Annotated in this window: 21 protein-coding genes; 16 read left to right on the top strand and 5 right to left on the bottom strand. The window is 71.5% G+C overall.

Annotation, left to right across the window (positions count from 1 at the left end; translation table 11 throughout):
• The first annotated feature begins 87 nt into the window (after window positions 1-87).
• From sucC to ABD663_RS07025, 4 genes are all read left to right on the top strand, one after another.
• The gene (sucC, locus tag ABD663_RS07040) at window positions 88-1,251 is read left to right on the top strand and encodes an ADP-forming succinate--CoA ligase subunit beta (protein ID WP_344737262.1); all 1,164 of its coding nucleotides are present in this window, start codon (window positions 88-90) and stop codon (window positions 1,249-1,251) included.
• Between the two features lie 29 nt (window positions 1,252-1,280).
• Complete coding sequence (gene sucD, locus ABD663_RS07035) at window positions 1,281-2,183, top strand: succinate--CoA ligase subunit alpha (protein ID WP_344737261.1); 903 nt, start codon at window positions 1,281-1,283, stop codon at window positions 2,181-2,183.
• A 130-nt stretch (window positions 2,184-2,313) separates the two neighbouring features.
• Window positions 2,314-2,859 carry a hypothetical protein gene (locus ABD663_RS07030; protein ID WP_344737260.1) on the top strand — a complete coding sequence of 182 codons (546 nt, stop codon included), beginning with the start codon at window positions 2,314-2,316 and terminating at the stop codon, window positions 2,857-2,859.
• Window positions 2,856-4,424: a polysaccharide deacetylase family protein gene (locus ABD663_RS07025; protein WP_344737259.1), complete on the top strand. Its 1,569-nt coding sequence runs from the start codon at window positions 2,856-2,858 to the stop codon at window positions 4,422-4,424. The genes ABD663_RS07030 and ABD663_RS07025 overlap by 4 nt, the downstream gene beginning before the upstream one ends.
• Window positions 4,425-4,439: 15 nt before the next feature.
• Here the strand turns inward: ABD663_RS07025 and ABD663_RS07020 are convergent, their stop codons facing one another.
• Window positions 4,440-7,190, bottom strand: coding sequence for a hypothetical protein (locus ABD663_RS07020; RefSeq protein WP_344737258.1), 2,751 nt, complete (start codon window positions 7,188-7,190; stop codon window positions 4,440-4,442).
• A gap of 67 nt (window positions 7,191-7,257) precedes the next feature.
• Between ABD663_RS07020 and ABD663_RS07015 the strand changes: the two genes are divergently transcribed.
• From ABD663_RS07015 to ABD663_RS06995, 5 genes are all read left to right on the top strand, one after another.
• A complete protein-coding gene (locus tag ABD663_RS07015; RefSeq protein WP_344737257.1) occupies window positions 7,258-7,698 on the top strand; it encodes a nitroreductase family deazaflavin-dependent oxidoreductase in 441 nt (146 codons plus the stop codon).
• 66 nt (window positions 7,699-7,764) lie between these two features.
• The gene (locus ABD663_RS07010; protein WP_344737256.1) at window positions 7,765-9,198 is read left to right on the top strand and encodes a cell division protein PerM; all 1,434 of its coding nucleotides are present in this window, start codon (window positions 7,765-7,767) and stop codon (window positions 9,196-9,198) included.
• Window positions 9,199-9,207: 9 nt separating this feature from the next.
• Window positions 9,208-9,819 (top strand): phosphoribosylglycinamide formyltransferase, encoded by a 612-nt coding sequence (gene purN, locus ABD663_RS07005; protein ID WP_344737255.1) that lies wholly within the window; start codon window positions 9,208-9,210, stop codon window positions 9,817-9,819.
• Between the two features lie 15 nt (window positions 9,820-9,834).
• Window positions 9,835-11,439: a bifunctional phosphoribosylaminoimidazolecarboxamide formyltransferase/IMP cyclohydrolase gene (gene purH / locus ABD663_RS07000; RefSeq protein WP_344737254.1), complete on the top strand. Its 1,605-nt coding sequence runs from the start codon at window positions 9,835-9,837 to the stop codon at window positions 11,437-11,439.
• Complete coding sequence (locus ABD663_RS06995) at window positions 11,439-12,269, top strand: class I SAM-dependent methyltransferase (protein WP_344737253.1); 831 nt, start codon at window positions 11,439-11,441, stop codon at window positions 12,267-12,269. The genes purH and ABD663_RS06995 overlap by 1 nt, the downstream gene beginning before the upstream one ends.
• On the opposite strand, the gene ABD663_RS06990 is transcribed toward ABD663_RS06995, so the two are convergent.
• From ABD663_RS06990 to ABD663_RS06980, 3 genes are all read right to left on the bottom strand, one after another.
• The gene (locus ABD663_RS06990; RefSeq protein ID WP_344737252.1) at window positions 12,257-13,669 is read right to left on the bottom strand and encodes a dihydrolipoyl dehydrogenase family protein; all 1,413 of its coding nucleotides are present in this window, start codon (window positions 13,667-13,669) and stop codon (window positions 12,257-12,259) included. The genes ABD663_RS06995 and ABD663_RS06990 overlap by 13 nt on opposite strands.
• Window positions 13,666-14,421, bottom strand: a complete 756-nt coding sequence (locus ABD663_RS06985) for a DUF4386 domain-containing protein (RefSeq protein ID WP_344737251.1) — start codon at window positions 14,419-14,421, stop codon at window positions 13,666-13,668. The genes ABD663_RS06990 and ABD663_RS06985 overlap by 4 nt, the downstream gene beginning before the upstream one ends.
• A gap of 65 nt (window positions 14,422-14,486) precedes the next feature.
• The gene (locus ABD663_RS06980) at window positions 14,487-15,524 is read right to left on the bottom strand and encodes an NAD(P)-dependent alcohol dehydrogenase (RefSeq protein ID WP_344737250.1); all 1,038 of its coding nucleotides are present in this window, start codon (window positions 15,522-15,524) and stop codon (window positions 14,487-14,489) included.
• A gap of 142 nt (window positions 15,525-15,666) precedes the next feature.
• Here ABD663_RS06980 and ABD663_RS06975 point away from each other — a divergent pair, with 142 nt between their 5' ends.
• The 5 genes from ABD663_RS06975 (at window position 15,667) to ABD663_RS06955 (ending at window position 22,414) form a co-directional block, all read left to right on the top strand.
• Window positions 15,667-16,290 carry a TetR/AcrR family transcriptional regulator C-terminal domain-containing protein gene (locus ABD663_RS06975; RefSeq protein ID WP_344737249.1) on the top strand — a complete coding sequence of 208 codons (624 nt, stop codon included), beginning with the start codon at window positions 15,667-15,669 and terminating at the stop codon, window positions 16,288-16,290.
• 67 nt (window positions 16,291-16,357) lie between these two features.
• Window positions 16,358-17,818 (top strand): DNA-3-methyladenine glycosylase 2 family protein, encoded by a 1,461-nt coding sequence (locus tag ABD663_RS06970; RefSeq protein ID WP_344737248.1) that lies wholly within the window; start codon window positions 16,358-16,360, stop codon window positions 17,816-17,818.
• Entirely contained in the window at window positions 17,815-18,312 is a 498-nt protein-coding gene (locus tag ABD663_RS06965) for a methylated-DNA--[protein]-cysteine S-methyltransferase (RefSeq protein ID WP_344737247.1), read from the top strand. The genes ABD663_RS06970 and ABD663_RS06965 overlap by 4 nt, the downstream gene beginning before the upstream one ends.
• A 446-nt stretch (window positions 18,313-18,758) precedes the next feature.
• Complete coding sequence (locus ABD663_RS06960; protein WP_344737246.1) at window positions 18,759-20,603, top strand: ABC transporter ATP-binding protein; 1,845 nt, start codon at window positions 18,759-18,761, stop codon at window positions 20,601-20,603.
• On the top strand, window positions 20,600-22,414 hold the full coding sequence (locus tag ABD663_RS06955; protein WP_344737245.1) for an ABC transporter ATP-binding protein: 1,815 nt from the start codon (window positions 20,600-20,602) through the stop codon (window positions 22,412-22,414). The genes ABD663_RS06960 and ABD663_RS06955 overlap by 4 nt, the downstream gene beginning before the upstream one ends.
• 126 nt (window positions 22,415-22,540) lie before the next feature.
• Here the strand turns inward: ABD663_RS06955 and ABD663_RS06950 are convergent, their stop codons facing one another.
• Window positions 22,541-22,993, bottom strand: a complete 453-nt coding sequence (locus tag ABD663_RS06950; RefSeq protein ID WP_344737244.1) for a GNAT family N-acetyltransferase — start codon at window positions 22,991-22,993, stop codon at window positions 22,541-22,543.
• A gap of 122 nt (window positions 22,994-23,115) precedes the next feature.
• Here ABD663_RS06950 and ABD663_RS06945 point away from each other — a divergent pair, with 122 nt between their 5' ends.
• The gene (locus ABD663_RS06945; RefSeq protein ID WP_344737243.1) at window positions 23,116-25,335 is read left to right on the top strand and encodes an NADP-dependent isocitrate dehydrogenase; all 2,220 of its coding nucleotides are present in this window, start codon (window positions 23,116-23,118) and stop codon (window positions 25,333-25,335) included.
• A gap of 21 nt (window positions 25,336-25,356) precedes the next feature.
• On the top strand, window positions 25,357-26,289 hold the full coding sequence (locus ABD663_RS06940; RefSeq protein WP_344737242.1) for an N-acetylglucosamine kinase: 933 nt from the start codon (window positions 25,357-25,359) through the stop codon (window positions 26,287-26,289).
• Window positions 26,290-26,300 lie beyond the last annotated feature (11 nt).

The following is a 26,300-nucleotide window of genomic DNA, read 5'->3' as shown; positions in this document are numbered from 1 at the left end:
GTAGGCTGGGGAATCGGTCGATATCTCGACATCAAGAAACCCGGCGCCGCTGATGCGCCGTCACGTTCGCCCCAGCGAAGGACTCCCGTGGATCTATACGAGTACCAGGCACGCGATCTGTTCGAGAAGTACGAGGTGCCGGTGCTGCCGGGCATCATCGCCGACACCCCCGAGGAGGCGAGGGCCGCCGCCGAGAAGCTGGGCGGGGTCGTGGTCGTCAAGGCGCAGGTGAAGACCGGTGGCCGCGGCAAGGCCGGCGGCGTCAAGGTCGCCAAGAACCCCGAGGAGGCGTTCGAGGCCGCACAGGCGATCCTGGGCCTGGACATCAAGGGCCACGTCGTCAAGCGCGTGATGATCGCCGCGGGTGCCCGCATCGCCGAGGAGTACTACTTCTCGGTGCTGCTCGACCGCGCCAACCGCTCGTACCTCAGCCTCTGCTCGGTCGAGGGCGGCATGGAGATCGAGCAGCTCGCCGTCGAGAAGCCCGAGGCGCTCGCCCGCGTCGAGGTCGACCCGCTCGTCGGCATCACCCCCGAGAAGGCGCTCGAGATCGCCCGGGCCGCGAACTTCGACGACGAGCTCGCCCCCAAGGTGGCCGAGGTCTTCGTCAAGCTGTTCGACGTCTACAAGGGCGAGGATGCCACGCTGGTCGAGGTCAACCCGCTCGTGAAGACCGAAGAGGGCGACATCATCGCCCTCGACGGCAAGGTGTCGATCGACGAGAACGCCGAGTTCCGCCACGCCTCGCACGCCCTGCTCGAAGACAAGGCCGCGGCCGATCCGCTCGAGGCGAAGGCCAAGGAGAACGACCTCAACTACGTCAAGCTCGACGGCGAGGTCGGGGTCATCGGCAACGGCGCGGGCCTGGTCATGTCGACGCTCGACGTCGTCGCGTACGCCGGTGAGCGCCACGGCGGCGTGAAGCCCGCGAACTTCCTCGACATCGGCGGCGGCGCCTCGGCCGAGGTCATGGCCGCGGGCCTCGACGTCATTCTGGGCGACCCGCAGGTCAAGAGCGTCTTCGTCAACGTCTTCGGCGGCATCACCGCGTGCGACGCCGTCGCCAAGGGCATCGTCGGTGCGCTCGCCGAGCTCGGCTCGACGGCGACCAAGCCGCTCGTCGTGCGTATCGACGGCAACCGCGTGGAGGAGGGGCGGCGCATCCTCGAGGAAGCGAACCACCCGCTCGTCACCCTCGCCTCGACCATGGACGAAGGCGCCGACAAGGCCGCCGAGCTCGCCAACGCCTGACCCCGCGACTCCCGAAAAGGACACCAACAATGTCGATCTTCCTCACCAAGGACTCCAAGGTCATCGTCCAGGGCATCACCGGCGGCGAAGGCACCAAGCACACCGCGCTCATGCTCAAGGCCGGCACGCAGGTCGTCGGCGGCGTGAACGCCCGCAAGGCCGGCACGACGGTGCTGCACAAGGACAAGGACGGCGCCGACATCGAGCTGCCCGTGTTCGGCACGGTGGCCGAAGCCATGGAGAAGACGGGCGCCGACGTGTCGATCGCGTTCGTCCCGGCCGCCTTCACCAAGGCCGCGATGGTCGAGGCCATCGACGCCGAGATCCCGCTGCTCGTGGTCATCACCGAGGGCGTGCCCGTCGGCGACACCGCCGAGGCGTGGGCCTACGCGAAGAGCAAGGGCGGCACGACGCGCATCATCGGGCCGAACTGCCCCGGCATCATCACTCCCGACGAGGCGCTCGTGGGCATCACACCGGCGAACATCACCGGCACCGGCCCGATCGGCCTCGTCTCGAAGTCGGGAACCCTGACGTACCAGATGATGTTCGAGCTGCGCGACATCGGCTTCTCGACCGCCATCGGCATCGGCGGAGACCCGGTCATCGGCACCACGCACATCGACGCGCTCGAGGCGTTCGAGGCCGACCCCGACACGAAGGCCATCGTGATGATCGGTGAGATCGGCGGCGACGCCGAGGAGCGCGCCGCGGAGTTCATCAAGGCGAACGTCACCAAGCCGGTCGTCGGCTACGTCGCGGGCTTCACCGCTCCCGAGGGCAAGACGATGGGCCACGCCGGCGCGATCGTCTCGGGCTCGGCAGGCACGGCGCAGGCCAAGAAGGAAGCCCTCGAGGCGGCGGGGGTCAAGGTCGGCAAGACGCCGTCCGAGACGGCCGCCCTCATGCGCGAGGTCATCGAGTCGCTCTGATCCCACTCGACGGACACCGCTCCTCCGAGCGCGTCGCCGTGTCGCCCAGCCGCGACGTGTAGGAGACTGGGCATGCGGCGCCGGGATTCGGCGACCGCACCAGGATCACTGTCGACCGGGGGTTCGTGGAGTGTCCGGGTCTTCGCGCGACCGGCTCGCGCCCTCGCAGCGCTGGGCCACCGTGCTCGCGGTCGTCGGTGCGGCGCTGGTGGCCCTCTTCGTCGCGGCGGCGGTGCTCGTCGCCGTGCCACCGACGGTCGCGAACCTGGCGAGCACCGTGTCGCAGGGCGACGAGCCGATCACCCTCGAGACCCCTGCCGCCACCGCGGGCGTCGTGGTGCCGGAAGGATGGCTCGTCACCCGCGCCGGCGAGGACGGACTGGTCGTGCTCTCGCCCGACGGCGTGCTGCGCGTGCGGATGACGCTGACCGACGGCACACCCCTCGATGTCGTGATCGCGACCGACGACCGCGCGGGGGAGCCTCGCAGCGAAACCCTCGCATCGGGACTCGCGGTGGTCCACTCCGACCTCGACGACGCCGGCATCGTCGCCGCTGTCGCGGTGCCCGGCGGGGTCGTTCGCGTGCAGTCCGAGCTGATCCCGCCTGCCGGCGACGTCGACCCGAACGCCTACCGCCCCGCGTTCGCACAGGTGCTCGACGGGATCCTGCCATGAGACCGGCGCGCCGTCGGGTGATCGCCGCGCTGGTCGCGGCGGCGACCGTCGCGGCGTCGACGGCGTGCGCGCCCATCACGGATCCGGGATGGATGCCGCCGCCGTGGCCCGTGGTGGCCGACGTGCGCGTGGTCGAGCCTCCGGCTCCCGTCGATCTCGCGCACGCGCCCGTCGTCGCGGCATCCGTCACCCCGGTCCGGCTGCGCGACGACAGCGCTCGCGTGCAGGCGCGCACGCTGTTCCTGCCGGGCGTCGGCGCGTTCAACGCGGCCGTCGAGGATCAGCTCCGCGAGGGGCTGCACGGCGCGGCACAGGCATCCGGCACGCGCTACACGCCGACCGTCTTCCCCCGTGGCGCCGGACTCGGCGACCGGCTGTGCGTCGCGGGATCGACCGGGCTCCCCGCCGCCGACGTGCTGACCGACCCGGCGCTCGGCCCGGCCGGTGGAGCGGGCACGGCGCTGGTGTGCGACGTGGTCGCCGCTGCCGACACGTTCCTCGGGCTGCGGGTGCGGATCGTCAGCGGATCCGCCGAGGAGGTGGCATCCGACATCGCCGTGATCACGTACGGCGACGCCGCGACCGGAGAGGCCGTGTCGGCGGCCGGGCTGTGGGCCGAGGGTGCGGCCGACACGCTCAGCGCCGACATCGTCGACGCCGTGCGCCGCGATGCCGGGGCACTGAGCCTGGCGCCGCCCTCCGCCGGAGACGACGCGCAACTCGAGGCGATCCGTGCGGCGCTGACGACCACCGTTCCAACAGCCGCCGGGCTCGCGTTCACGATCGCGCCCGGCTTCTCGGCGCCCGAGCTGACCGCCCTCGGCGTCGTCGCGACGACCGTGCCCCTCACCGTCGAGGTGCCCGCTGCCGTCGCGGCCGAGCTGGTCTCGCCCTTCGGCGCGCGGATGCTCGAGGCCGGTGCGCGTGCGTATGCGGTGCCGGCTCGCGTCGGGGCGGGATGGACCGACTGCTCGCTCACGCCGTGCGTCGCAGTGACGTACGACGACGGGCCGTCGCGCTTCACGCCGGGGATCCTCGACGAACTGAACGCGCGCGGCGCCGTGGCGACCTTCTTCGCGCTCGGCCAGTACGCCGCGGGCGGTCGCGACACGCTCCGCCGCATGACCGCCGAAGGCCACGAGGTCGAGAACCACACCTGGAACCATCCGAACCTGACCGATCTGACGGCGGAGCAGGTCGCGTCGCAGATCGACAGCACGACGGTGGCGCTGGAGGCGGCATCCGGGCAGGCCGTGCGGGTGTTCCGCCCGCCCTACGGGGAGTTCGACGCCTCGACGCTCGCCGCCGCGGGGATGGCCGCGATCCTGTGGGACGTCGACACCAGCGACTACCAGCATCCGTCCGCGGACGTGCTCGTGGCCCGCGCGGTCGACCCACCCCGGCCCGGTTCGATCGTGCTCGTCCACGACATCCACGAGAGCACGGCGGTGGCCACACCGCGGATCATCGACGGTCTGCTCGACCGCGGCTTCACCCTGGTGACCGTCTCTCAGCTGTTCGACGGAAGCCTGCCCACGTCGGGCGCGTGGCGCCGGGCACCCTGACGGCCGAGCGGAGGATCAGTCGGGGTCGGCGATGAGCCGGTCGCGCAGCTGCATGACCGACTCGTCGTACTCGGCGACGCGGTAGTACTCGCCGTGGGTGCCCACCTCGACCATGTACCCCGAGGCATCCAGCTCGCTCGCGTACCGGTCGACGATGTTGTCCCAATCGACGCCCCGCGGTGCGGTGCTGACGGCAGGGAACCCCAGGTAATCGGTGAGACGCCACAGACTGATCCAGCGCACACGGACGGCGGGTGAGGCGGGGTCGTCGACGAGCCGTGGCAGCAGGGTGCCCGCGACCCACCCGACCGGCGGTCCGTCGCCGTCGGGAGCAGCGGTCGGATGCCGCGCGGTCGAGGCCTGCTGGGCGTCGAAGTCGGCTCGCCACGGATCGGCGTCGCCGAAGCGCGGCGGCAGCGACGGATGGGCGCCGAGCACGTCGGGTCCGAGCAGTTCGGGCAGCATCCGCCCGAAGAACGGCCGCAGCTGCACGCCGAACGTCAGCAGGGCGATGCGCGACAGCGCGGGTCGTGTCGAGGGCGAGCTCGCCAGCAGCCCGAGCGCCGACACCGCGAGCACGGCCCCCATGCTGTGGGCGGCGAGGATCGCGCGGCGCGAGTCGTCCTGCCGCAGCCAGCGGTTCAGCCGCCCGGCGATCTCGGGGACGGCGCGCTCGGCGTAGCAGGGTGGCCCGAACGGATGCCCGGTGCGCGGAAGGTAGCACGCGATGTCCCACACGATGCCCAGGGGGCGCGTGCCCCCTCCGGCCGCACCGGCTGCGAGCAGACCGACCAGCAGCACCCCGACCCACGCGAGCACGACCATGCCGACGTCGATCAGCGAGATCACGACGTCGCGCCAGAAGCCGGTGAGGTCGCCCCACAGCTCGCCACCGGTCGCGAACGCCCACACCGTCCAGCCGATTCCGCACACCAGCGCGGCGAACAGCCAGATCGCGAGCGCACCCACCGCCGGCTCCATGAGGTGCAGTCGCGCGGCCGACCGGCGCTTGTCCGAGATGCGCCCGAACAGGTTCTTCGCCGAAGGCGGCAGCACGCCGCCCTCGGGAACGATGATGTGCTCTGGCGTGGACGGCGGCATCTCGCCGCCGTCGGGCTGGGGCACCGCGGTCGGCGCCGAACGCCACGCGTCGGCGCGCGCGATGAGCGAGCGGCGTCCCGCGAAGACGCGGATGAGGATCCAGATCAGGGCGAGCACGAGCGCGACGAGCACGAGAGTGCCGATCGCGACGTACGACCGCGAGATCTCGATGCTGGGCAGGACCTCGAGCGGCCCGCCGACCTCGACGACGCCGGTCTCGCCGGTGCGGGCGTCGGTCCAGACGACGCTCACGCGTCCGCCGCTCGGCGCGACCGCTTCGTCCTGTCGGATCAGCTCGGTCGGTCCGCGGGATCCATTGAGCACGTCGCCGACCGACACCGCGACCAGCGAGCTGACCGCCGCCGACACGGCGAGCGACATCGTCATGAAGACCGCGGGCGCCCGTCCCGCCCACGCGACGGCCGATCCGCGTGCGGATGCGGGGCGGAACCAGAAGCCGAGCACCACCAGCACCGTGCCGGCTGCCACCAGCAGCAGCGGAGCCATCCCTGCGCCGTACTGCCGCATCGGGCCCACGTCGGCGGTCGGCACGAGCGCCAGCGCCAGCACGACGCCCCCGAAGACGACCGCCGACAGCAGCAGCAGCCACTGACTCGCGCGGTTGGGCGCGGCGCCTTCCACCTCGTCCTCGGTCTGGATGCGCATCGTCGGCAATGTGCACACCAGCACGGCCGCCGCGACCACCCCGAGCAGGCCGATGGCGGCGACCGCGATCCCCAGCCAGAAGCGCCACCCGACGGCGCCGGCATCCCAGCACCCCATGAGCACGAGTCCGCGGCAGCGGGTGCCCCAGCCGAGGGATGCCTGCAAGCCGATGAACATCGTCGTGAGGCTGATCGCCGCGGCCAGGTGGGTGCGGGCGAGGTGCCGCGTGAGGCGGTTCGACCAGAATCCCGGCTGCGACAGCACCGCCGAGGCAGGGCTCTCGGTCGCGTGGGCGGCGGTGCCCCCCTTCATGCCGGGCAGGACGTCGTAGCGCACCTGCGACACGGCCGACACGATCCACAGCACCGTGACGGCCAGGACGGGCAGCAGCGAGAAGAACGCGAGACGCAGGCCGGGGCTCCAGGCCTCGACCGGGGCGAGGAGGCCCTCGAGCGGGCCGCACAGCGCGGGCTGCGCCCCGCACTGGGCGGCACCGATGTCGAGCGCGATCGAGGCGGCCGTCGAGGTGAACAGCAGCGTGAGGACCAGGCCGAACAGGCGCGTCGCGCCGGCGGTGCAGCTCGCCCAGACGCCCGCGGCGTCGCCCTCGAGCCGGCGCGACCACTGCACCGCGTTGCCGATGCTGAACGGCAGCAGGATCGCGTAGAACACGCGGGCAGCCGCGGCGAGCACCTTGCCGACGGCCCCCGTGCCACCGACCTCGGGGGTCGTGCGCACCATCCCGCCCCAGGAGTAGGCCTCCCGGCGTATGCCGGGAGGCACATGACCGCGGCCGCCGTCCGCCGCCGCGAGCGCTTCGGCGGTGGGCTCCCAGAAAGAGCCGAGCTTGTCGCCGGTGACCGTGCGCACGCCCTCGGGGGGCAGATCGAGCAGGGCGGCGGGCGTGGTGTTGTTGACTCCGTGCACGCGCAGTTCGAGCACGTGTGGGGGCGGTTCGGGCTCGGCGGTGCCGATGTCTCTCGCCGTCGGATCGGTCATCGCGGCCCCCGTGTGCTCGACTCCTCGCGTGCGCCACATGCTAGACCCGCGCGGTTAGGCTGGCCACATGCCGCTGACCGGAGAATACAAACCGTCCACATCGGAATGGGCCCGCACCCAGGCCGAGAACTTCGAGGCATCCGGGGGATCCGAAGCCGACACTCTGCGCGGGGTGCCGATCATCGTGCTCACCACCGTCGGCTGGAAGAGCGGCGCACTGCGCAAGACCGCGCTCATGCGGGTCGAGCACGACGGTCGCTACGCGGTGGTGGCGTCGAAGGGCGGTGCGCCCGACGAACCCCGCTGGGCCGAGAACATGCGCCGCCACCCGCACGTGGAGCTGCAGGACGGCGCGGTCAAGCGCGACTACACGGCGCGGGAACTCGACGACGACGAGCGGGCGCTGTGGTGGGACCGCGCGGTCGAGGTGTGGCCCGACTACGCGCAGTACCAGACGCGCACCGACCGGCGCATCGCGGTGTTCGTGCTCGAGCCGCACGACGACTGATCATCGCCGCTTCGTCCGGCGTGCGCGCCGGACGCACGCCCCTCTCATAGGTAGGGTCGACACGGCATGAATCGCCTCGTCGTCTCCCTCCTTGCAGCCGTCGACGCCGCCATCGCGGTCGCCGTCGGTCTCGCGGCGATCCTCGCGCCGCTGACCGTGCTGTGGGTGTTCGGGTTCACCTCCCCGCCCGACTGGGCGGCCCTGTGGCCGGCATCCGCGACCGTCTGGCAGTTCGGCAACCTCGTGCCGCTCGAGGTCACCCTGCCCGCCGGCTACATCTCGGCGGCCGGGATCGCCCCCGCCGCCGAGACGTTCGCGCTGACTCTCGCGCCCCTCGCGTTCGCGGGTTTCACCGCGGTGTTCGCCGCCCGATCGGGCGTGCGCGCGTCACGCGCCGAGACGTGGATCACGGGGTGCATCTCCGGCATCCTCGTCTTCGCGGCCCTCGCGGCCGGCATCGCGCTCACGGGGCGCAACGACATCGGCGCGGTCGAGCTGTGGCAGGCCGTCGTGATCCCGACCGCGGTGTTCGCCGTCCCGCTGGTCGCAGCAGCAGTGGCGACCGAGTGGATCGAGGCCGAGACCGGCATCGTCGCGCGCGTGCGCGACAGCCTCGAAGCCGACGTCGCATGGGGGCCGGTGGTCGGCCTCGCCTTCCGCGGGGCGACGATCGTCGTCGTCGGTCTGGTCGGTCTGGGCTCGCTGCTCTCGGCCGTCGCCCTCGTGCTGCGCGGTGGCGAGGTCATCGCGCTCTACGAGACGGCGCATGTGGACGTGCTCGGTGCGATCATCGTCACGCTCGGCCAGCTGGCCTATCTGCCGACCATCGCCCTGTGGGGGATGGCGTTCCTCGCCGGACCGGGTTTCGCCGTCGGCGTGGGCACGGCCGTGTCGCCGGCAGGCACATCGGCGGGTGTCCTGCCCGGCATCCCGCTGCTGGGCATCGTGCCCGAGTCGACGAGTCCCTGGCTCATGCTCGTCGTCCTCGTGCCCGTCGCGCTGGCGGCCTTCGCGGGCTGGGTCGTGCGCTCGAGACTCGTCGCGCACGGGATGCCGGCGGGCGCCGCCGTGCGTGACGCCGCCGTGCGTGACGTCGCCGCGGCTCGCATCGTCGACGGCGCCGCACCGCGCGATCCGTCGCGCACCGCGGCCCTGCAGGGCTTGCTGGCGACGGCGCCGATCGTCGAGCCCGAGCCAGACGACGCCGCAGACGTCGACGTCGCCGAGGTGGACTCGTCCGCCGACGACCCCGTGCTGCCGCGGCTGGTCATCGTCGTGGGCATGGCGCTGCTGGCAGCCGGAGCCGCCGCGCTGCTCGCCTTCGCAGCCTCGGGGGCGCTCGGACCCGACGCGATGGCCGAGTTCGGCCCGTCGGCCGGTCCCGTCGCGCTCGCCGTCGGCCTCGAGACCCTCGTGGGCGCGGGCATCCTCATCCTGTCGCCGCGCCGCCACTCCGCCGATGGCTCTGCTCGACCGGGGACCTCGCGGCGGCCGTCGTAGACTAGCCGCGTGCTCACGGTCGCCGTTCTCATCTCGGGCGCGGGGTCCAATCTCAGGGCTCTGCTCGAGGCGGCCGCCGATCCGCAGTATCCCGCCGAGATCGTCGTGGTCGGCGCCGACCGGGAGGCCGACGGCTTCGCCCACGCCGAGGAGTTCGGCATCCCGAGCTTCATGGTGCCGTTCGACGCGTTCGACTCGCGCGAGCGGTGGGGTGCCGAGCTGAGCTCCCAGCTGTCGGTCTGGCGGCCCGACCTCGTCGTGCTGTCGGGCCTCATGCGCCTGCTGCCGCACGCGGTCGTCGCGGACTGGTCGCCGCGCATCGTCAACACCCACCCCGCCCACCTGCCCGAGTTCCCGGGCGCGCATGCCGTGCGCGACGCGCTCGCGGCGCAGGCCACCCGCACCGGGGCGAGCGTCATCCTCGTCGACGACGGCGTCGACACCGGGCCGATCCTCGCCCAGGAGCGCGTCCCGGTGCTGCCCGATGACGACGAGCACACCCTGCACGCCCGCATCAAGCCCGTCGAGCGTCGCCTGCTGATCGACGTCGTGCGCCGCATCGCCGACGGCGACCTCGATCTCGACGCCGTCGCGGCGTCCCACGCACCCCCCGCACCCTGACCCGAGGAGTCCTGCATGGCCGGCCCCACGCCCGATACCGCCCAGTACCGCCACCGAGACGTCGTCCCCGTGCGTCGGGCGCTCGTGTCGGTGAGCGACAAGACCGAGCTGCTGACCCTGGCCGCCGCGCTCGCCGGTGCGGGGGTCGAGATCGTGTCGACGGGATCGACGGCCGCGCGCATCCGCGACGCCGGCTTCGACGTCACCGACGTCGCGACGGTGACCGGGTTCCCCGAATCCCTGGGCGGCCGCGTCAAGACCCTGCACCCGAGCGTGCACGCGGGCCTGCTCGCCGATCTTCGTCTCGAGGACCACGAGCTTCAGCTCGCCGAGCTGGGCATCCAGCCGTTCGAGCTCGTCGTGGTCAACCTCTACCCGTTCGTCGAGACCGTCGCCTCGGGAGCGGTCGGCGACGCCGTGGTCGAACAGATCGACATCGGCGGACCGGCGATGGTGCGCGCGTCGGCGAAGAACTTCGCCAACGTCGCGATCGTCGTCTCGCCCGAGTCGTACCCGGCGGTCATCGAGTCGCTGGGCTCCGGCGGCACCACCCTGACGCAGCGCCGCGAGCTCGCCGCGCGTGCCTTCGCCCACACCGCCGCGTACGATCGCGCGGTGGCGACCTGGTTCTCGGAGGAGAGCCTGTCGGAACAGGACCTGCCCGAACACCTCACGATCAAGGCCGAACGGCTGGCGACCCTGCGCTACGGCGAGAACTCCCACCAGCGCGCCGCGATCTACACCACCGTGGGCGGTCACGGCATCGCCCAGGCGACCCAGCTGCAGGGTCGCGACATGTCGTACAACAACTACGTCGACTCGGATGCGGCCGTGCGTGCGGCCTTCGACATGGTCAAGCCCGCCGTCGCCATCATCAAGCACGCGAACCCGTGCGGCATCGCCGTGGCCGCACCGAGCGCGCTCGACCCCATCGCCAGCGCCCATCTGCGCGCTCACGAATGCGACCCGGTGTCGGCGTTCGGCGGCGTGATCGCCGCCAACCGCACGGTGACGCTGAAGATGGCCGAGAACCTGCGCGACATCTTCACCGAGGTGATCGTCGCGCCCGATTTCGAGCCCGAGGCCCTCGAGGTCTTCAAGCTCAAGCGCAACCTGCGCGTCATGAAGCTGCCCGACGACTGGCAGCAGGAGCGCATGGACGTGCGCCTGGTCTCGGGCGGCCTGCTCCTGCAGGACGCCGACCGGTTCCCGGACGACATCGAATCGGTCGCCACCGATTGGCAGCTCGTGTCGGGGCAGCGCCCCGAGCCCGAGGACATGACGAACCTCATCTTCGCGTGGAAGGCGTGCCGCGCCGTCAAGTCGAACGCGATCGTGCTGTCGCAGGCGTCGGCGACCGTCGGCATCGGGATGGGCCAGGTCAACCGCGTCGACTCGTGCCGCCTCGCCGTCGAGCGCGCGGGCAATCGTGCCGCGGGGTCGGTCGCGGCATCCGATGCGTTCTTCCCGTTCGCCGACGGACCGCAGGTGCTCATCGACGCGGGGATCTCGACCATCATCCAGCCCGGCGGATCGGTCCGCGACGACGAGGTCGTCGATGCGGCGCGCGAGGCGGGCGTGACGATGTTCTTCACCGGCGAGAGGCACTTCTTCCACTGATGGCCGCACGCGAGTGGCCGTTCTGGATGTCGCCGCTGTCGTACTGGCAGCCGGCGCACTTCCCCGACACCGCGTGGGGCGGCCACGCTCCGTTCGCCTTCTGGCTCATGGACGTGCTGGCGCCGCGCTCGGTCGTCGAACTGGGCACGCACAACGGCTTCTCGACGTTCGTGTTCGCCGAGGCCGCGAAGCGGCTCGGCCTGGACACGACGATCGACGCCGTCGACAGCTGGGAGGGTGACGAGCACATCGGCTTCTACGGTGACGAGGTGTATCGCGCGGTCGCCGAGATCGCGGCCGCCGACTATCCCGACACGGTGCGGCTGCGCCGCGGGTACTTCGCCGACGTGCGCCCGCAGGTGCCGGATGCCTCGACCGACCTGCTGCACATCGACGGGCGTCACTTCTACGAGGACGTGCTCGAGGACGTGACGATGTGGCGCTCATCGGTGCGCGACGGCGGCGTGATCCTGTTCCACGACATCGCTGTCACCGAGCGCGGGTTCGGTGTCTGGCGCGTGTGGGACGAGCTCTCGCAGCAGCATCCGACGTTCTCGTTCCGCCACTCCTACGGGCTGGGCGTGCTCGCCGTCGGCGAGGTGGCCGATCCGCGGCTGCGGGCGCTCTTCGACGCGGACGATGCGACGGCCGACCGCATCCGGGCCGACTACGAGCGGCTCGGCGCGGCGGTCACCGAGCGCGTGCTGCTGGACGCCGTGCCGGGGCAGTTGGCCGCGCTGGTCGACTCGGAGAGCTGGCGGCTCACGAGGCCGTTGCGCGTCGTGTGGCAGTCGCTGAAGCGTTCGCGCGGCCGCGGTCAGCCGCGGTAGTCCTCGAGCCAGCGCAGCCACACCTCGCTGAGCGTCGGGTACGACGGCACGGCGTGCCACAGCCGATCCAGCGGGACCTCGCCGACGATCGCGATCGTCGCCGCGTGCAGCAGCTCGCCGACGCCCGCCCCGACGAACGTCGCGCCGATGAGCACGTCGCGGTCGGTGTCGACGATCGCCCGCGCACGCCCGGTGTAGTCGTCGGCGAGGGTGGTCGCGCCGGCGATCCACGACAGGTCGTAGTCGAGTACCCGGATGCTGCGCCCCGCCCGGCGCGCTGCCGCTTCGGTCAGTCCGACCGAGGCGACCTCGGGATCGGTGAACGTCACCTGGGGCACGTGAGCATGATCGGCGGTCGCGACGGCGGCACCCCACGGCGCATCGTCGACGGCGCGGCCCGCCGCCCGCGCGGCGATCGCGGTGCCGGCCGCGCGCGCCTGGTACTTGCCCTGGTGGGTCAGCAGGGCGCGGTGGTTGACGTCGCCCGTCGCATACAGCCAGTCGGTGCCGCGCACGAGGAGGCTGTCGTCGACGTCGAGCCAGTCGCCCGGCGTCAGCCCGACGGTCTCGAGTCCGACGTCGCCGGTGCGCGGCGTGCGTCCGGTCGCGACGAGCACTTCGTCGGCGGTGACGGTGCGGCCGTCCGACAGGTCGAGTTCGACGGCGCCGTCGACGCGTCGCGCGGCGAGCGTCTCGACTCCCATGAGCACGGTCGCGCCCGACTCCTCGAGCGATGCCCGCACGGCGTCGCCCGCGAACGGCTCGAGGCCGCCGAGCAGGGCAGAGCGGGCGATCACCGTCACGGCGGTGCCGAAGCTCGCATAGGCGGTCGCCATCTCGGCCCCGACCACGCCGCCCCCGATGATCGCCAGGCTCTGCGGGGCGCTCTTCGCGCTCGTGGCGTCGCGGCTCGTCCAGGGTGAGACGTCTCGCAGGCCGGGGATGTCGGGCAGCAGCGCGGCCGACCCGGTCGAGACCACGACGGCGTGGCGTGCGGTCAGCTCGACCAGGCCGTCGGGGGTGTCGACGGTGACCGCGTTGCGGCCCGTGAGGCGACCGTGGCCGCGCACCAGGTCGATGCCGGCGCCGTCCAGCCAGTCGACCTGCGACTGGTCGTTCCACTCGTGGGCGATCCGGTCGCGGCGGCGGAGCGTTCCCGCGACGTCGACGGCGCCGGCGACGGCCTGCTTCGCTCCGTCGACGGCGCGCGCGGCGCGCAGGGCGGCGTCGCTGCGCAGCAGCGCCTTCGATGGCATGCACGCCCAGTACGAGCACTCACCGCCGACCAGTTCGGCCTCGACGATGACCGCCGACAGGCCGCCCTTGTGTGCGTAGTCGGCGACGTTCTCGCCGACGGCCCCCGCACCGATCACGATGACGTCATATTCTCGTGCGCTCATGCCGCCACGATATAAGCCCGCCCGAGGGGGCGGCCGGTGCGCACGCGGCGCGCGGCGAGGAAGAGCCACACCGTGAGGCCCAGCTCGGCGAGCATCGAGGGCACGGCGACGATGGCGAGCATGACGTCGGCGATCGCGGTGTAGTCGGCGACCAGCAGGTGCGCGACCGTGTCGGCGATGTACGCGGCACCGGCGATCATGAGCCCGATGCCGAGGATGCGCGGGGCCACGCGCGACCGGACGAGGATCCAGCCGATCACCAGCAGATGCACGCCGAATGCGGCGAGACCGACGATCCAGGTGATGTCGAAGCCGGCCATGAGCAGCGCGGTCGTGCCCGTGGCATCCGTCACGGGCAGGGCTCCGGTGGCGACCTGGCCCGCGAGGTGCATGAGGCCCACCGCGACCCCCAGCAGCACGGTGTAGGCGAGCCGCATCCAGGCCGCCAGCAGCGAGCGCATCTCACCGGTCGGACGCAGCAGCACGTGCAGACCCCACGCGATCACGACGTCGAGGACGAAGATCACGCCGAACGCGAGCACCGTGAAGCGGAACGCGGTGGGGTCGGCGGCGATCGCGTCGACCATCGCCGTCGGGTCGCCGGCAGCGGTGATCGAGGTCACGACCCCGAAGTTGGCGGCGATCGCCGCGACGAACAGGATCGCGTAGCCGATGCCGGCCCACAGGGCGGCGGTCGCGGAGGGGGTGTCGGTGCCGCGGATCGCGGCGGTGGTGGCAGTGGCGGTGGTCATCGTGGTTCCTCGGTGCAGGGCGGTCGGCTCGGTGGGGGATGGCGTGTGAGAGGTGGACGGCGACATCACGCCTCCTCGACGATGACGGCGGCCTTGCCGGCGATGCGGCCGCCGACGAGGTCGTCGATCGCGTCCGGCGCTGCGGCGAGCGGGTAGCGGCGCGTGAGGGGGGCGCGCACGTGGCCGGCCTCGACGTGCGCGGCGAGGCGCTCGAGCGGCGCGAAGTGCTCGGGGGTGATGAAGAACGCGAGCGTCTGGCTGGTGAAGTTCGACAGGAGCGCAGCGGTGAGCTGGCGGCCGATTCCGCCGGTGAGCGAGCCGCCGTCCTCGCCGCCGACGATCGCGAGTGTGCCCTCGGGGGAGAGGATGCGGCGCAGCCGGCGCAGCGGCGTGTTGCCGCCGGTGTCGATGATGACGTCGAACAGCTCGCCCGACGCCGCGATGTCGGTGGTGCGGTAGTCGACGACGCGCTCGGCGCCCATCGAGCGCACGTGGTCGGCCTTGGCGCCGCTGGCGACTCCGGTGACGGTCGCGCCGCGCGAGGCCGCGAGCTGCACGGCGTACGAGCCGACCCCGCCGGAGGCGCCGAGCACCAGCACGTGCTGGCCGGGCTGCACATCGGCGACGTCTTCGACGGCGTGCTGGGCGGTGGTGCCCGAGACCGCGAGCACCGCCGCCTCGGCTGCGCTGACACTCTGGGGAGCCGAGGCGAGGCGGTCGGCCCGCGCGACGGCGTACTCGGCGAACGAGCCGTCGGCGGTGCCGAAGACCTCGTCGCCGACGGTGAAGCGGTCGACATCGGGGCCGACGGCGACGACGGTGCCGGCGACGTCGCTGCCGCGCACCGGCTGCTTCGGCCGACGGAAGCCGAATCCGAGGACGCGGATCAGGTAGGGGCGGCCCGTCATCAGGTGCCAGACGCCCCGATCGACGCCGGCGGCGCGGACGCGGACGAGCACCTGCCCGGCCGCGGGGGTGGGGATCTCACGCGTGGTGACGTCGAGCGCGTCGGCCGAGCCGTAGCGGCTCTGCGACACGGCACGCATCGTGCCGGTGGTCGTGATGTGGGTGGTGGGGATCGGGGCGGTTGCGGTGAGGGACACGGTTTCTCCTGGATCGATGATTGGTACTAAGTACGAGAATTGGTGCTACCGTATCCGTACTTAGTACGATGTGTCAACACCGAAAGGAGAACGGATGCCGCAGCAAAGCCGCCGGCGAGAGAAGCCGACCAGGGAGCGCATCATGAGCGCCGCCGTCGCCCTCGCCGACCGCGAAGGCCTCGAGGCCCTCACGATCCGCGCGCTCGCCACCGACATGGCTGTCGGCCCGATGACGCTCTACCACTACGTCGACGGCAAGGAGGACGTGCTCGACGGCATGGTCGATCTCGTCTTCGCGCAGATGGCGCTGCCGGATCCGTCGCTGCCGTGGCGCGAGGCCGTGCGCGCCCGGTGCGAATCGACACGGGAGGTGCTCGCGCGGCATCCGTGGTCGGTGCCCCTGCTCGAGTCGCGTCGTTCCCCCGGGCCCGAGACGCTGCGCCACCACAACGCGATGCTGGAGTGCCTCATCGAGGGCGGCCTCTCGATACCGCTGACAGCGCACGCCTACGCCGTGCTCGACAGCTACGTGTACGGCTTCGCGATCCAGGAGGCGAACCTGCCCGTGCAGGGCGGCGAGGAGTCCAACGAGGTGGCGGCTGAGATCTCGGCCGCCTTCAGGCCCGAGACCTACCCCTACCTCGTGCGCTTCACCGTCGAGCACGCCATGAAGCCCGACTACCGTTTCGGCGACTCGTTCGGGTACGGCCTCGACCTGCTGCTCGACGGTCTCGAGCGGGCGGCATCCGCGACCGAACAGCGCTGAGCGCGCGGGGCACCGCCGTGTCCGATTTCCGCTAGCCGCCATCATCGCGCCGTGTCAGGCTTGACCCATGAGCATGGCGATGACCTTCGACGAGCGGTACCGCGCCATCCACGCGCGCGACGTGCGCTTCGACGGCCAGTTCGTCACCGCGGTGCGATCGACGGGCATCTACTGTCGGCCCAGCTGTCCCGCGCGCACCCCCAAAGCGGCGAATGTGACCTTCTATGCGACGTCGGCCGCCGCGCACGAGGCCGGCTACCGCGCCTGCAAGCGATGCCTGCCCGAAGCGGCGCCCGGGTCGCCCGAGTGGAACCTGCGCGGCGACGTCACAGCCCGCACGATGCGCCTCATCGCCGATGGCGTGGTCGAGCGCGAGGGCGTTCCGGGCCTGGCTCGCCGCCTCGGCTACTCGCCCCGACACCTCACGAGGCTGCTCACCGCCGAACTCGGCGCGGGGCCGCTCGCCCTCAGCCGCGCGCACCGCGCGCACACGGCCCGGATGCTGCTCGTCGGCACCGACCTGCCGGCCGCCGACATCGCCTTCTCGGCCGGTTTCACCAGCATCCGACAGTTCAACGACACCGTGCGCGAGGTGTTCGGGATGCCGCCGCTCGCGCTGCGCGCACGACGCCGCGGTCATGCCCAGGAGGCGGTCGGCACGATCGACCTGATCCTGCCGCACCGCGAGCCCCTCGACGTCGACGGCCTGTTCGCCTGGATGGCGGTCCGCGCGATCCCGGGAGTCGAGACGGCCGGCGACGACGCCTTCGCCCGCACCCTGCGCCTGGCCGGCGGCCCCGCATGGTTCGAACTGCGCCGGGACGCCGCCGGCCGCGTACGTCTTCGTGCCCGGCTGTCGCGCCTGAGCGACCTCGCGCCGCTGGTCACCCGGGCGCGGCGCCTGTTCGATCTCGACGCCGATCCCGCCGCCGTCGACGAGGCGCTGGCACGGCATCCGCAGCTCGCGGGCAGCGTCGCCGCCGTGCCCGGCATCCGGGTGCCCGGTGCCGCCGACCCGCACGAGATGCTCATCCGGGCCATGGTCGGCCAGCAGATCACGGTCGCCGCCGCCCGCACGGCGCTCACGTCTCTCACCGAGGCGTTGGGGGAGCGCACCGCCGACGGTGCCCTGCTCTTTCCGACGATGACCGCCATCGCCGAGGGCGGGGCCGACGTGCTCCGCGGTCCCGGCGCGCGCATCCGCGCGGTCACCGGTGCCGCCGCGGCGCTCGCCGACGGCGCGCTCACCCTGACTCCCGGCGATGACGGCGACGAGCAGCGCGCCGCCCTGCTCGCGATGCCGGGCATCGGCCCCTGGACGGCCGACTACGTGCGGATGCGCGTGCTCGGCGATCCGGACGTGGTCCTGCCCGGCGACGTCGCCGTCCGCACCGGCGCGGCGGCGCTCGGCATCCCCGCCGAGCCGCGCCCGCTCGCGGCGTGGGCCGAGCGCGTCGCCCCGTGGCGCAGCTACCTCACCGCGCACCTGTGGCGCGCGGCATCCCGACCGACTGAGGAGACGACATGACCACCGCGACAATCCAGACCGTCGACACCCCGGACGGCGCCTTCACGATCCTCGCCGACGACGCGGGCCGCGTGCTGGCGTCGGGCTGGACGGCCGACCGCGAGGCGATCCTGCGGCGCCTGCGCGCCGGCGACCGGCCCGCCGATGTCGTCGAGGGCGAGACGGATGCCGCATCCGCCGTCGCCGCCTACTACGGCGGCGATGTGCACGCCGTCGACGCCGTCCCCGTCGTGCAGCGCGGCACGGCGATGCAGCAGGACGGCTGGCACGCGCTGCGCGAGATCCCCGCCGGCAGCCCGCTCACGTACACCGAGCTCGCCGCGCGCCTGGGGCAGCCGCGCGCGGTGCGGGCCGCGGCGTCCGTGTGCGCGCGCAACGCGCCGGCCCTGTTCGTGCCGTGCCACCGGGTGCTGCGCGCCGACGGCACCCTGGGCGGCTTCGCGTGGGGACTCGATGTGAAGCAGAGCCTGCTCGCGCGCGAGGCCGCCGCCTGACGCGGCCCTGTGGCGCCTGTTTCCTGAAACGGCGCCACAGGTTTCGGGCGCCGGGACAGGTTTCCGGCGCCGCAGCTTCGGCACTGGCTGTCACCGATGCCGCGGAAATTCGTTGTTGCGCTCGACGAAACACGGGCGATATCCTGAACGGCTGTCGCGTTCGCGACACCCCGCCCAGCCCTGAGGAGGATGCCATGTACCAGGTCGCCGTCACCGCGAAGACCGTCGTCCTCCCCACCCCCGCCATCGGCGGTCCGGCAGGCTTCGGGCGCATTCGCTTCCGGGGGTAGTCGCCGCCCGACGCGACGCCTGCGCGTCGCGCATCCGTCTTCCGGCATATCGCAGCCCTTCGCAGCGTTGCCCTCGTCAGGAGAGTCCGCCTCCGCCCGCGCTCTGCGCACTCCGGTCCCACACGGACCACCCGCTCCACCGTCCCCACAAGGATCATGACCACCACCGTCGACCCGCCCCGGTCCACCCTCTCCACCCCGCGTGCGCTGGCGCGCCTGCTGACGTTCGCACGCCCGGTGCTGCCGCGCCTGACCCTCGGCGCCGCCAGCGCCCTGCTGGCGAGCCTGCTCGCGCTCATGATCCCGCTCGTGCTCGAAGCCGTCGTCGCCGGGCCCATCACCTCGGGCGATCCGGTGCAGCTCGCGTGGGGTGCTGCCGCGATCCTCGGCCTCGGCCTGGCCGAAGCCCTGATGGTGTGGTTGCGGCGCTGGTTCGTGCTCGGACCCGCGACGGGTGTGGAGTACGAGATCCGCCAGACGTTCTATGCGCGCCTGCAGCGGCTGCCCGTCGCCTTCCACGATCGGTGGCAGTCGGGTCAGCTGCTCAGCCGCATGATGCAGGACATCAGCATGCTGCGGCGCTGGATGGCCTTCGGCCTCGTGCTGCTCGTCGTGAACGTGCTCACGATCCTGGTCGGAACCGTGCTGCTGTTCCGGTGGCACTGGCTGCTGGGCACGATCTTCCTGGTGACGTCGGCCCCCCTCTGGTACGCGGGCTACCGCTTCGAGAAGACGTACGGCGTGCTCGCGCGCCAGTCTCAGGACCAGGCCGGCGACCTCGCCACCTCGGTCGAGGAGAGTGTGCACGGCATCCGCGTCCTCAAGGCCTTCGGCCGCGGCACGCATGCGCTGCGCAAGTTCACACGGCAAGCCGAGACGCTGCGCGAGACCGAGCTGAGCAAGGCGCGCGCGGTCGGCTGGATCTGGTTCTGGCTCGTGCTGCTGCCCGACATCGCGTTCGCGCTGTGCCTGGGAGCCGGCATCTACCTGGTGCAGCTCGGGCAGCTGCAGACCGCCGAGCTCATCGCGTTCTTCGCGATGGGCACCGTGCTGCGCTGGCCGATGGAGTCGATCGGCTTCCTCTTCTCGTTCACGCTCGATGCCCGCACGGCCACCGACCGCATCTTCGAGGTGTTCGACGAGCACAACGCCATCGTCGACCCCGAGCATCCGTCGACGCTCGAGCGACCGCGAGGCGAACTGGCGTTCGAGGGCGTGCACTTCCGGTATCAGGATGCCGCGGCCGGTGAGCGCGACCTGCTCGACGGCGTCGACCTGCGCCTGCGACCGGGCGAGACCATGGCGCTGGTCGGTCTCACCGGGTCGGGCAAGACGACGCTGACGACGCTGCCGACGCGCCTCTACGACGTCACGGGCGGCCGGGTCACCCTCGACGGGGTCGACGTGCGCGACCTCACGCTCGTCGAACTGCGCCGCCATATCGGCATGGCCTTCGAGGACGCGACGCTGTTCTCGCAGACCGTGCGCGAGAACGTGCTGCTCGGTCGCGAAGACCTCGTGCCCGGTTCGGCCGAGGCCGAGGCCGTGCTGCGCGAGGCGCTCCAGGTCGCACAGGCGGGGTTCGTGTACGAGCTGCCCGCAGGCCTGGACACCGTGATCGGCGAAGAGGGCCTGTCGCTGTCGGGCGGCCAGCGCCAGCGGCTCGCGCTCGCGCGCGCGGTCGCCGCGCGCCCGGCCGTGCTCGTGCTCGACGACCCGCTGTCGGCGCTCGACGTCGACACCGAGGCGCTCGTCGAGGACGCGCTGCGCGACGTGCTGCACGAGACCACAGCGCTCGTCGTCGCACACCGTCCGTCGACGGTGACCCTCGCCGACCGCGTCGCGCTGCTCGAAGCGGGCCGCGTCACCGCCGTCGGCGTGCACTCCGACCTGCTGCGCACCAGCGCCCACTACCGTCATGTGATCTCGAGCCTCGAGATCGAAGAGGAGCGGATGCGCGGCATCCGACGAGGTCAGGAGTCGGCGGAGGTGATCCTGTGAGCACGACCGTGACCGGTACGAGCGGTGAGGACCGCTCGGACTACACGCGCGAAGAGAGCCGGGCGATCCGGCGCCGCTCGCTGCGCCTGCTCGGCTCGCTCGTGCAGCCGGTGCGCTGGCAGCTCGTCCTCGCCGGCGCCGTGCTGGTGATCTCGACGGCGCTGCGCGTGGCGGGGCCGTGGCTCATCGGCCTCGGCATCAACAACGCGCTGCCGGCGGTGTTGGACGACGCCGACTGGATGCCGACGATCCTGGTCGTGGCCGTCTACCTCGTCTCTGCGATCGGGGGCGCCGCGCTCATCGGGTGGTACGTCGTCGTGGCGGCGCGCCTCACGCAGGCGATCATGCTCGACCTGCGCAAGCGCATCTTCCTGCACACGCAGAAGCTGAGCCTCGAGTTCCACGAGTCGTACACGTCGGGCCGCATCATCTCGCGTCAGACGAGCGACCTCGACTCGATCCGCGAGCTGCTCGACGGTGGGCTCAACGAGCTGGTGTCGGGCATCCTGTACGGCGCCTTCACGCTCGTCGCGCTGTTCCTCGTGGATTGGCAGTCGGGCGTGATCCTCACGGTGATGGGCATCCCGCTGTTCCTGCTGATGCGCTGGTTCTACACCCGCTCGCAGCTGGTCTACCGCGAATCGCGCGTCATCAGCGCGAAGGTGATCGTGAAGTTCGTCGAGACCATGACCGGCATCCGCGCGGTCAAGGCCTTCCGCAAGGAGCCCCGCAACGACGACGAGTTCGGCGGCCTCGCCAGCGACTACCGCGACGTCAACATGCGCTCGATCCGCCTGTTCGGCACGTTCGAGCCGGGCCTGATGGCCGTGGCATCCTTCACGCTCGCGATGGTGATCGCGTGGGGCGGCATCCGCGTCGTGGACGGTGCGATGGAGATCGGCTTCCTGCTGTCGGCCGTGCTGTACGTGCGCAACTTCTTCTCGCCGCTGCAGGAGGTCGCGTTCTTCCTGAACTCGTACCAGTCGGCGACAGCCGCGCTCGAGAAGGTGTCGGGAGTGCTCGAGGAGGAGCCGACCGTGCCCGATCCCGTCGATCCCGTCGACCTGTGGACGGCGCGCGGCCACGTGCGCTTCGACGACGTGCGGTTCGGATACGACCGCGACCGCGTCATCCTTCCCGACTTCTCGCTCGACATCCCCACGGGACAGACCATCGCCCTGGTGGGGACGACGGGTGCCGGCAAGTCGACGCTCGCCAAGCTCGTGTCGCGGTTCTACGACCCGACGCAGGGGAGTGTCACGCTCGACGGCGTCGACCTGCGGCGGATGCACCCCAAGGACCTGCGCCGCGCGATCGTCATGGTCACGCAGGAGGCGTACCTGTTCAGCGGAACGGTCGCCGACAACATCGCCCTGGGCAAACCGGACGCGACGCTGGACGAGATCCAGGATGCGGCGCGCGCCGTCGGCGCCCACGCGTTCATCTCGGCGCTGCCCGACGGTTACGCGACCGACGTCAACAAGCGCGGCGGCCGCGTGTCGGCCGGGCAGCGGCAGCTGATCTCGTTCGCGCGGGCGTTCCTCGCCGACCCGGCGGTGCTGATCCTCGACGAGGCCACTGCGTCGCTCGACATCCCCAGCGAGCGGCAGATCCAGGACGCGCTGCAGACGCTGCTGGCCGACCGCACGGCGCTCATCATCGCGCATCGACTGTCGACCGTCGCGATCGCCGACCGCGTGCTGGTGATGGAGCACGGTCAGATCATCGAGGACGACGCACCGGAGGTGCTCATCGGCGGTACGGGCAAGTTCGCCCAACTGCACGCCGCCTGGCGCGACTCGCTGGTGTGACCCGCGGCATCCGGTGGGCGCCGTCGCTGAGAATCGTCATCCCGGGTGGGAATCGGCGTCACGCCGCTGATTCCCACCCGGCACGGTGATTCTCGCGCGCCGACGGCGGGGGGCGGGATGCCGGGACTACAGGCGGATCTCGGCGACTACCTCGCCGTACTCGGTCTCGTCGACCGGGGTGAAGCCCACCCGGCTGAAGAACGCCTCGGGGCCGCCCTCACCCGCCTCGTAGATGACGTAGACGTGTTCCATGCCGCGCTCGCGCGCCTCTTCGACGAGCTTCTGCACGGCAAAGCGGCCGACACCGCGGCCCTGGTCGTCGGCGTCGACGTTGATGCGCCACAGCACCGAGCGGAAGTGCTCCTCGGGCTCGTCGGGATCGAAGTTCGCGCTGACGAAGCCGACCACCTCGTCGCCGTCCATCACCACCCGCTGCCATGTCGTCTGCGGGTTCACGACCGTCGCGGCGACACCGTAGCTCACCGGCGCCAGGAACTGCTCCTGGCCGGGCTTGAGCGACATGTTGTTCACCGCCACGATCGTGGAGGCGGAGAGTTCGACCAGTCGCAGCTCAGCCATACGCACAGGCTAGCCGCAAATGCGCGCCGCGTGTCCACGAGGTCATCCGGAGATATCTTGATGTCGAGATACTTTCGCTCCGGTGCGCTAGGCTGTGACGTCGACGCGAGGAAAGAGGAACGGTGACCGACTCGACCATCATCTACACCTACACCGACGAGGCTCCCGCTCTGGCGACCGCCTCGTTCCTGCCCATCATCCAGGCCGTCGTCGGCCGGGCCGGAGTGGAGGTGGAGACCCGCGACATCTCGCTGTCGGGCCGCATCCTGGCGGCGTTCCCGCAGAAGCTCCCGCCCGAGGCGCAGGTCGGCGACGCGCTCGCCGAACTCGGAGGCCTCGCGACCACGCCCGAGGCGAACATCATCAAGCTGCCGAACATCTCGGCGTCGATCCCGCAGCTGAAGGCGGCCATCGCCGAACTGCAGGCGCAGGGGTACGACATCCCCGACTATCCGGACGAGCCGGCCTCGATCGAAGAGAAGGACGTGCGCGCGCGCTACGACCGCATCAAGGGATCGGCGGTGAACCCCGTCCTGCGCGAGGGCAACAGCGACCGTCGCGCGCCGCAGTCCGTGAAGAACTACGCGCGGTCGCACCCGCACCGCAACAAGCCGTTCGCTGCCGGCTCGAAGACGCGCGTCGCCACGATGGGGCACGACGACTTCCGCTCCAACGAGAAGTCGTGGATCGCCGCTCACGACGATGTGCTGACCATCCGCCACCTCGCTGAGGACGGCACCGAGACGATCCTCAAGAAGGACCTCAAGGTGCTGCCGCGTGAGATCGTCGACGCCACCTTCCTGTCGGCATCCGCCCTCGACGCGTTCCTCGCCGAGACGCTCGAGACCGCGAAGAGCGACGACGTGCTGTATTCGGTGCACCTCAAGGCGACGATGATGAAGGTCAGTGACCCGATCATCTTCGGCCACGTCGTCAAGACCTACTTCGCCGATGTCTTCGAGCGCTACGGCACCGCTCTGGAAGCGGCCGGACTCACCCCGAACAACGGCCTCGGCTCGATCCTGGCGGGTCTCGGCTCGGTCGAGGGCGGCGACGTGATCGCGCAGGCGATCACCGCCGACCTCGAGCGCGGTCCCCGCCTGTCGTACGTCAACTCCGACAAGGGCATCACCAACCTGCATGTCCCGTCGGACGTCATCGTGGATGCCTCGATGCCGGCCCTCATCCGCAACGGCGGAAAGCTGTGGGGAGTCGACGGCGGCGAGGACGAGACGCTCGCCGTCATCCCCGACTCGTCGTACGCCGGCGTGTACCAGGCCGTGATCGACGACGTCATCGCCAACGGCCCGCTCGACCCGGCCACGATCGGCACCGTGCCGAACGTCGGGCTCATGGCGCAGGCCGCCGAGGAGTACGGCAGCCACGACAAGACCTTCGAGATCGAGGCCCCCGGCGTGGTGCAGATCCTCGACTCGTCGGGCGAGGTGCTCATCGAGCACCACGTCGGCGCCGGCGACATCTGGCGTGCGACTCAGACCAAGCACATCCCGGTGATCGACTGGGTGCGTCTCGCCGTGGGGCGTGCGCGCGCGACCGGCGCCCCCGCGGTGTTCTGGCTCGACCTCAACCGCTCGCACGACGCGCAGCTCATCGCCAAGGTGCACCAGGCCCTCGCGACGCTCGACACGAGCGACGTGCAGATCACGATCCTGGCGCCCGAAGAGGCGACTCGCTACACCCTCGCCCGTATGCGTCACGGCAAGGACACCATCTCGGTCACCGGGAACGTGCTGCGCGACTACCTCACCGACCTGTTCCCGATCCTCGAGGTCGGCACGTCGGCGAAGATGCTCTCGATCGTGCCGCTGCTCGCCGGTGGAGGCCTGTTCGAGACGGGTGCCGGCGGCTCGGCCCCCAAGCATGTCCAGCAGCTGCTCGAGGAGAACTACCTGCGCTGGGACTCGCTCGGCGAGTTCTTCGCCCTTGCGGCGTCTCTCGAGCACCTGGGCGAGGTGACCGGCAACGCGCGGGCGAAGATCCTCGCCGACACGCTGGATGCCGCGACGGGCATGTTCCTCGAGAACGACAAGTCCCCGGGGCGCGCCCTCGGCACGATCGACAACCGCGGCAGCCACTTCTACCTCGCCCTGTACTGGATGCAGGCGCTGGCGGCGCAGACCGACGACGCCGAGCTCGCGGCCGTGTTCGCGCCGATCGCCGAGACGCTGGCGTCGAACGAGGAGGCCATCGTGGCCGAGCTCAACGCCGTTCAGGGGTCGCCGGTCGAGATCGGCGGCTACTACCGTCCCGATGACGAGCTGGTGGCATCCGTCATGCGCCCGTCGCCGACGTTCAATGCCATCATCGACGACCTCGGCTGAGACGCCGGGCCGAGTTCGCTGATGGAGCACGACCCGGCCGTGCTGGCGATCGACGCCGGCCAGACCGGCATCAAGGTGCGTCGCACGCGCCCTGACGGCGGCGTGCACGAGGCGGTGCTCCCTGGCGTGCGCACCGACGCCCCGCTCGTCCCGCAGCTCGCGACCGTCGTCGGCGAGATCGCGCTCGAGTCCGGGCAGCCGGTGTCGGTGGTCGCCGCCGGCGTTTCCGGACTGACCGACGCCGCGGCCGACGCCGCGGCGCTGCTCGATCTCGTCGGGCCGGCGGGCGTGGAGCGGGTCGTGCTCGCGCACGATTCGGTCACCTCGTTCCTGGGGACCCTCGGCGACCGCAGGGGTGCCGTGGTGGCCTCCGGGACGGGTGTCGTGACCCTGGGGGTCGGCACACGGCGCACCGCGCGCGTCGACGGCTGGGGTCACATCATGGGCGATGCGGGCAGCGGATATTGGATCGGCCGCGAGGGACTGGATGCCGCGATGCGGGCCTACGACGGTCGCGGCCCGGCCACGCCGTTGCTCGACCGCCTACGCGACCGCTGGCCGGACCCCACCGGGGCGTACATCCACCTGCAGTCCGATCCGGGGCGGGTGCACGCGGTCGCCGCCTTCGCGCGATCGGTGGCCGACCTCGCCGCAGACGATCCGGTCGCCGCGGGCATCTGCCGGCGGGCGGCCGACGAACTCGCGCACTCGGTGGTCACGGCGCTCGATGCCGTCGCCGAGCCGGACGACGCGGATCCGCCGCACGTCGGCGCGATCGGTGGTGTGTTCGGTTCGGTCGTCGTCCGTGCACGGTTCGAGGAGCGGATGCGCGACCTCCGGCCGGATGCGGAGATCGCGACCGCGCGAGGATCGGGCGTCGACGGGGCGGCACTGCTGCCCGGACTCGGCACCGGCCACGCGCTGCGGGTGCTCGTGGGCAGCGCGCAGCGCTGACGCGCCACGAC

The organism is Microbacterium awajiense (assembly GCF_039536545.1).
GTDB classification, from domain to species: domain Bacteria; phylum Actinomycetota; class Actinomycetes; order Actinomycetales; family Microbacteriaceae; genus Microbacterium; species Microbacterium awajiense.
This window is presented reverse-complemented; position numbering and strand designations above follow the sequence as displayed.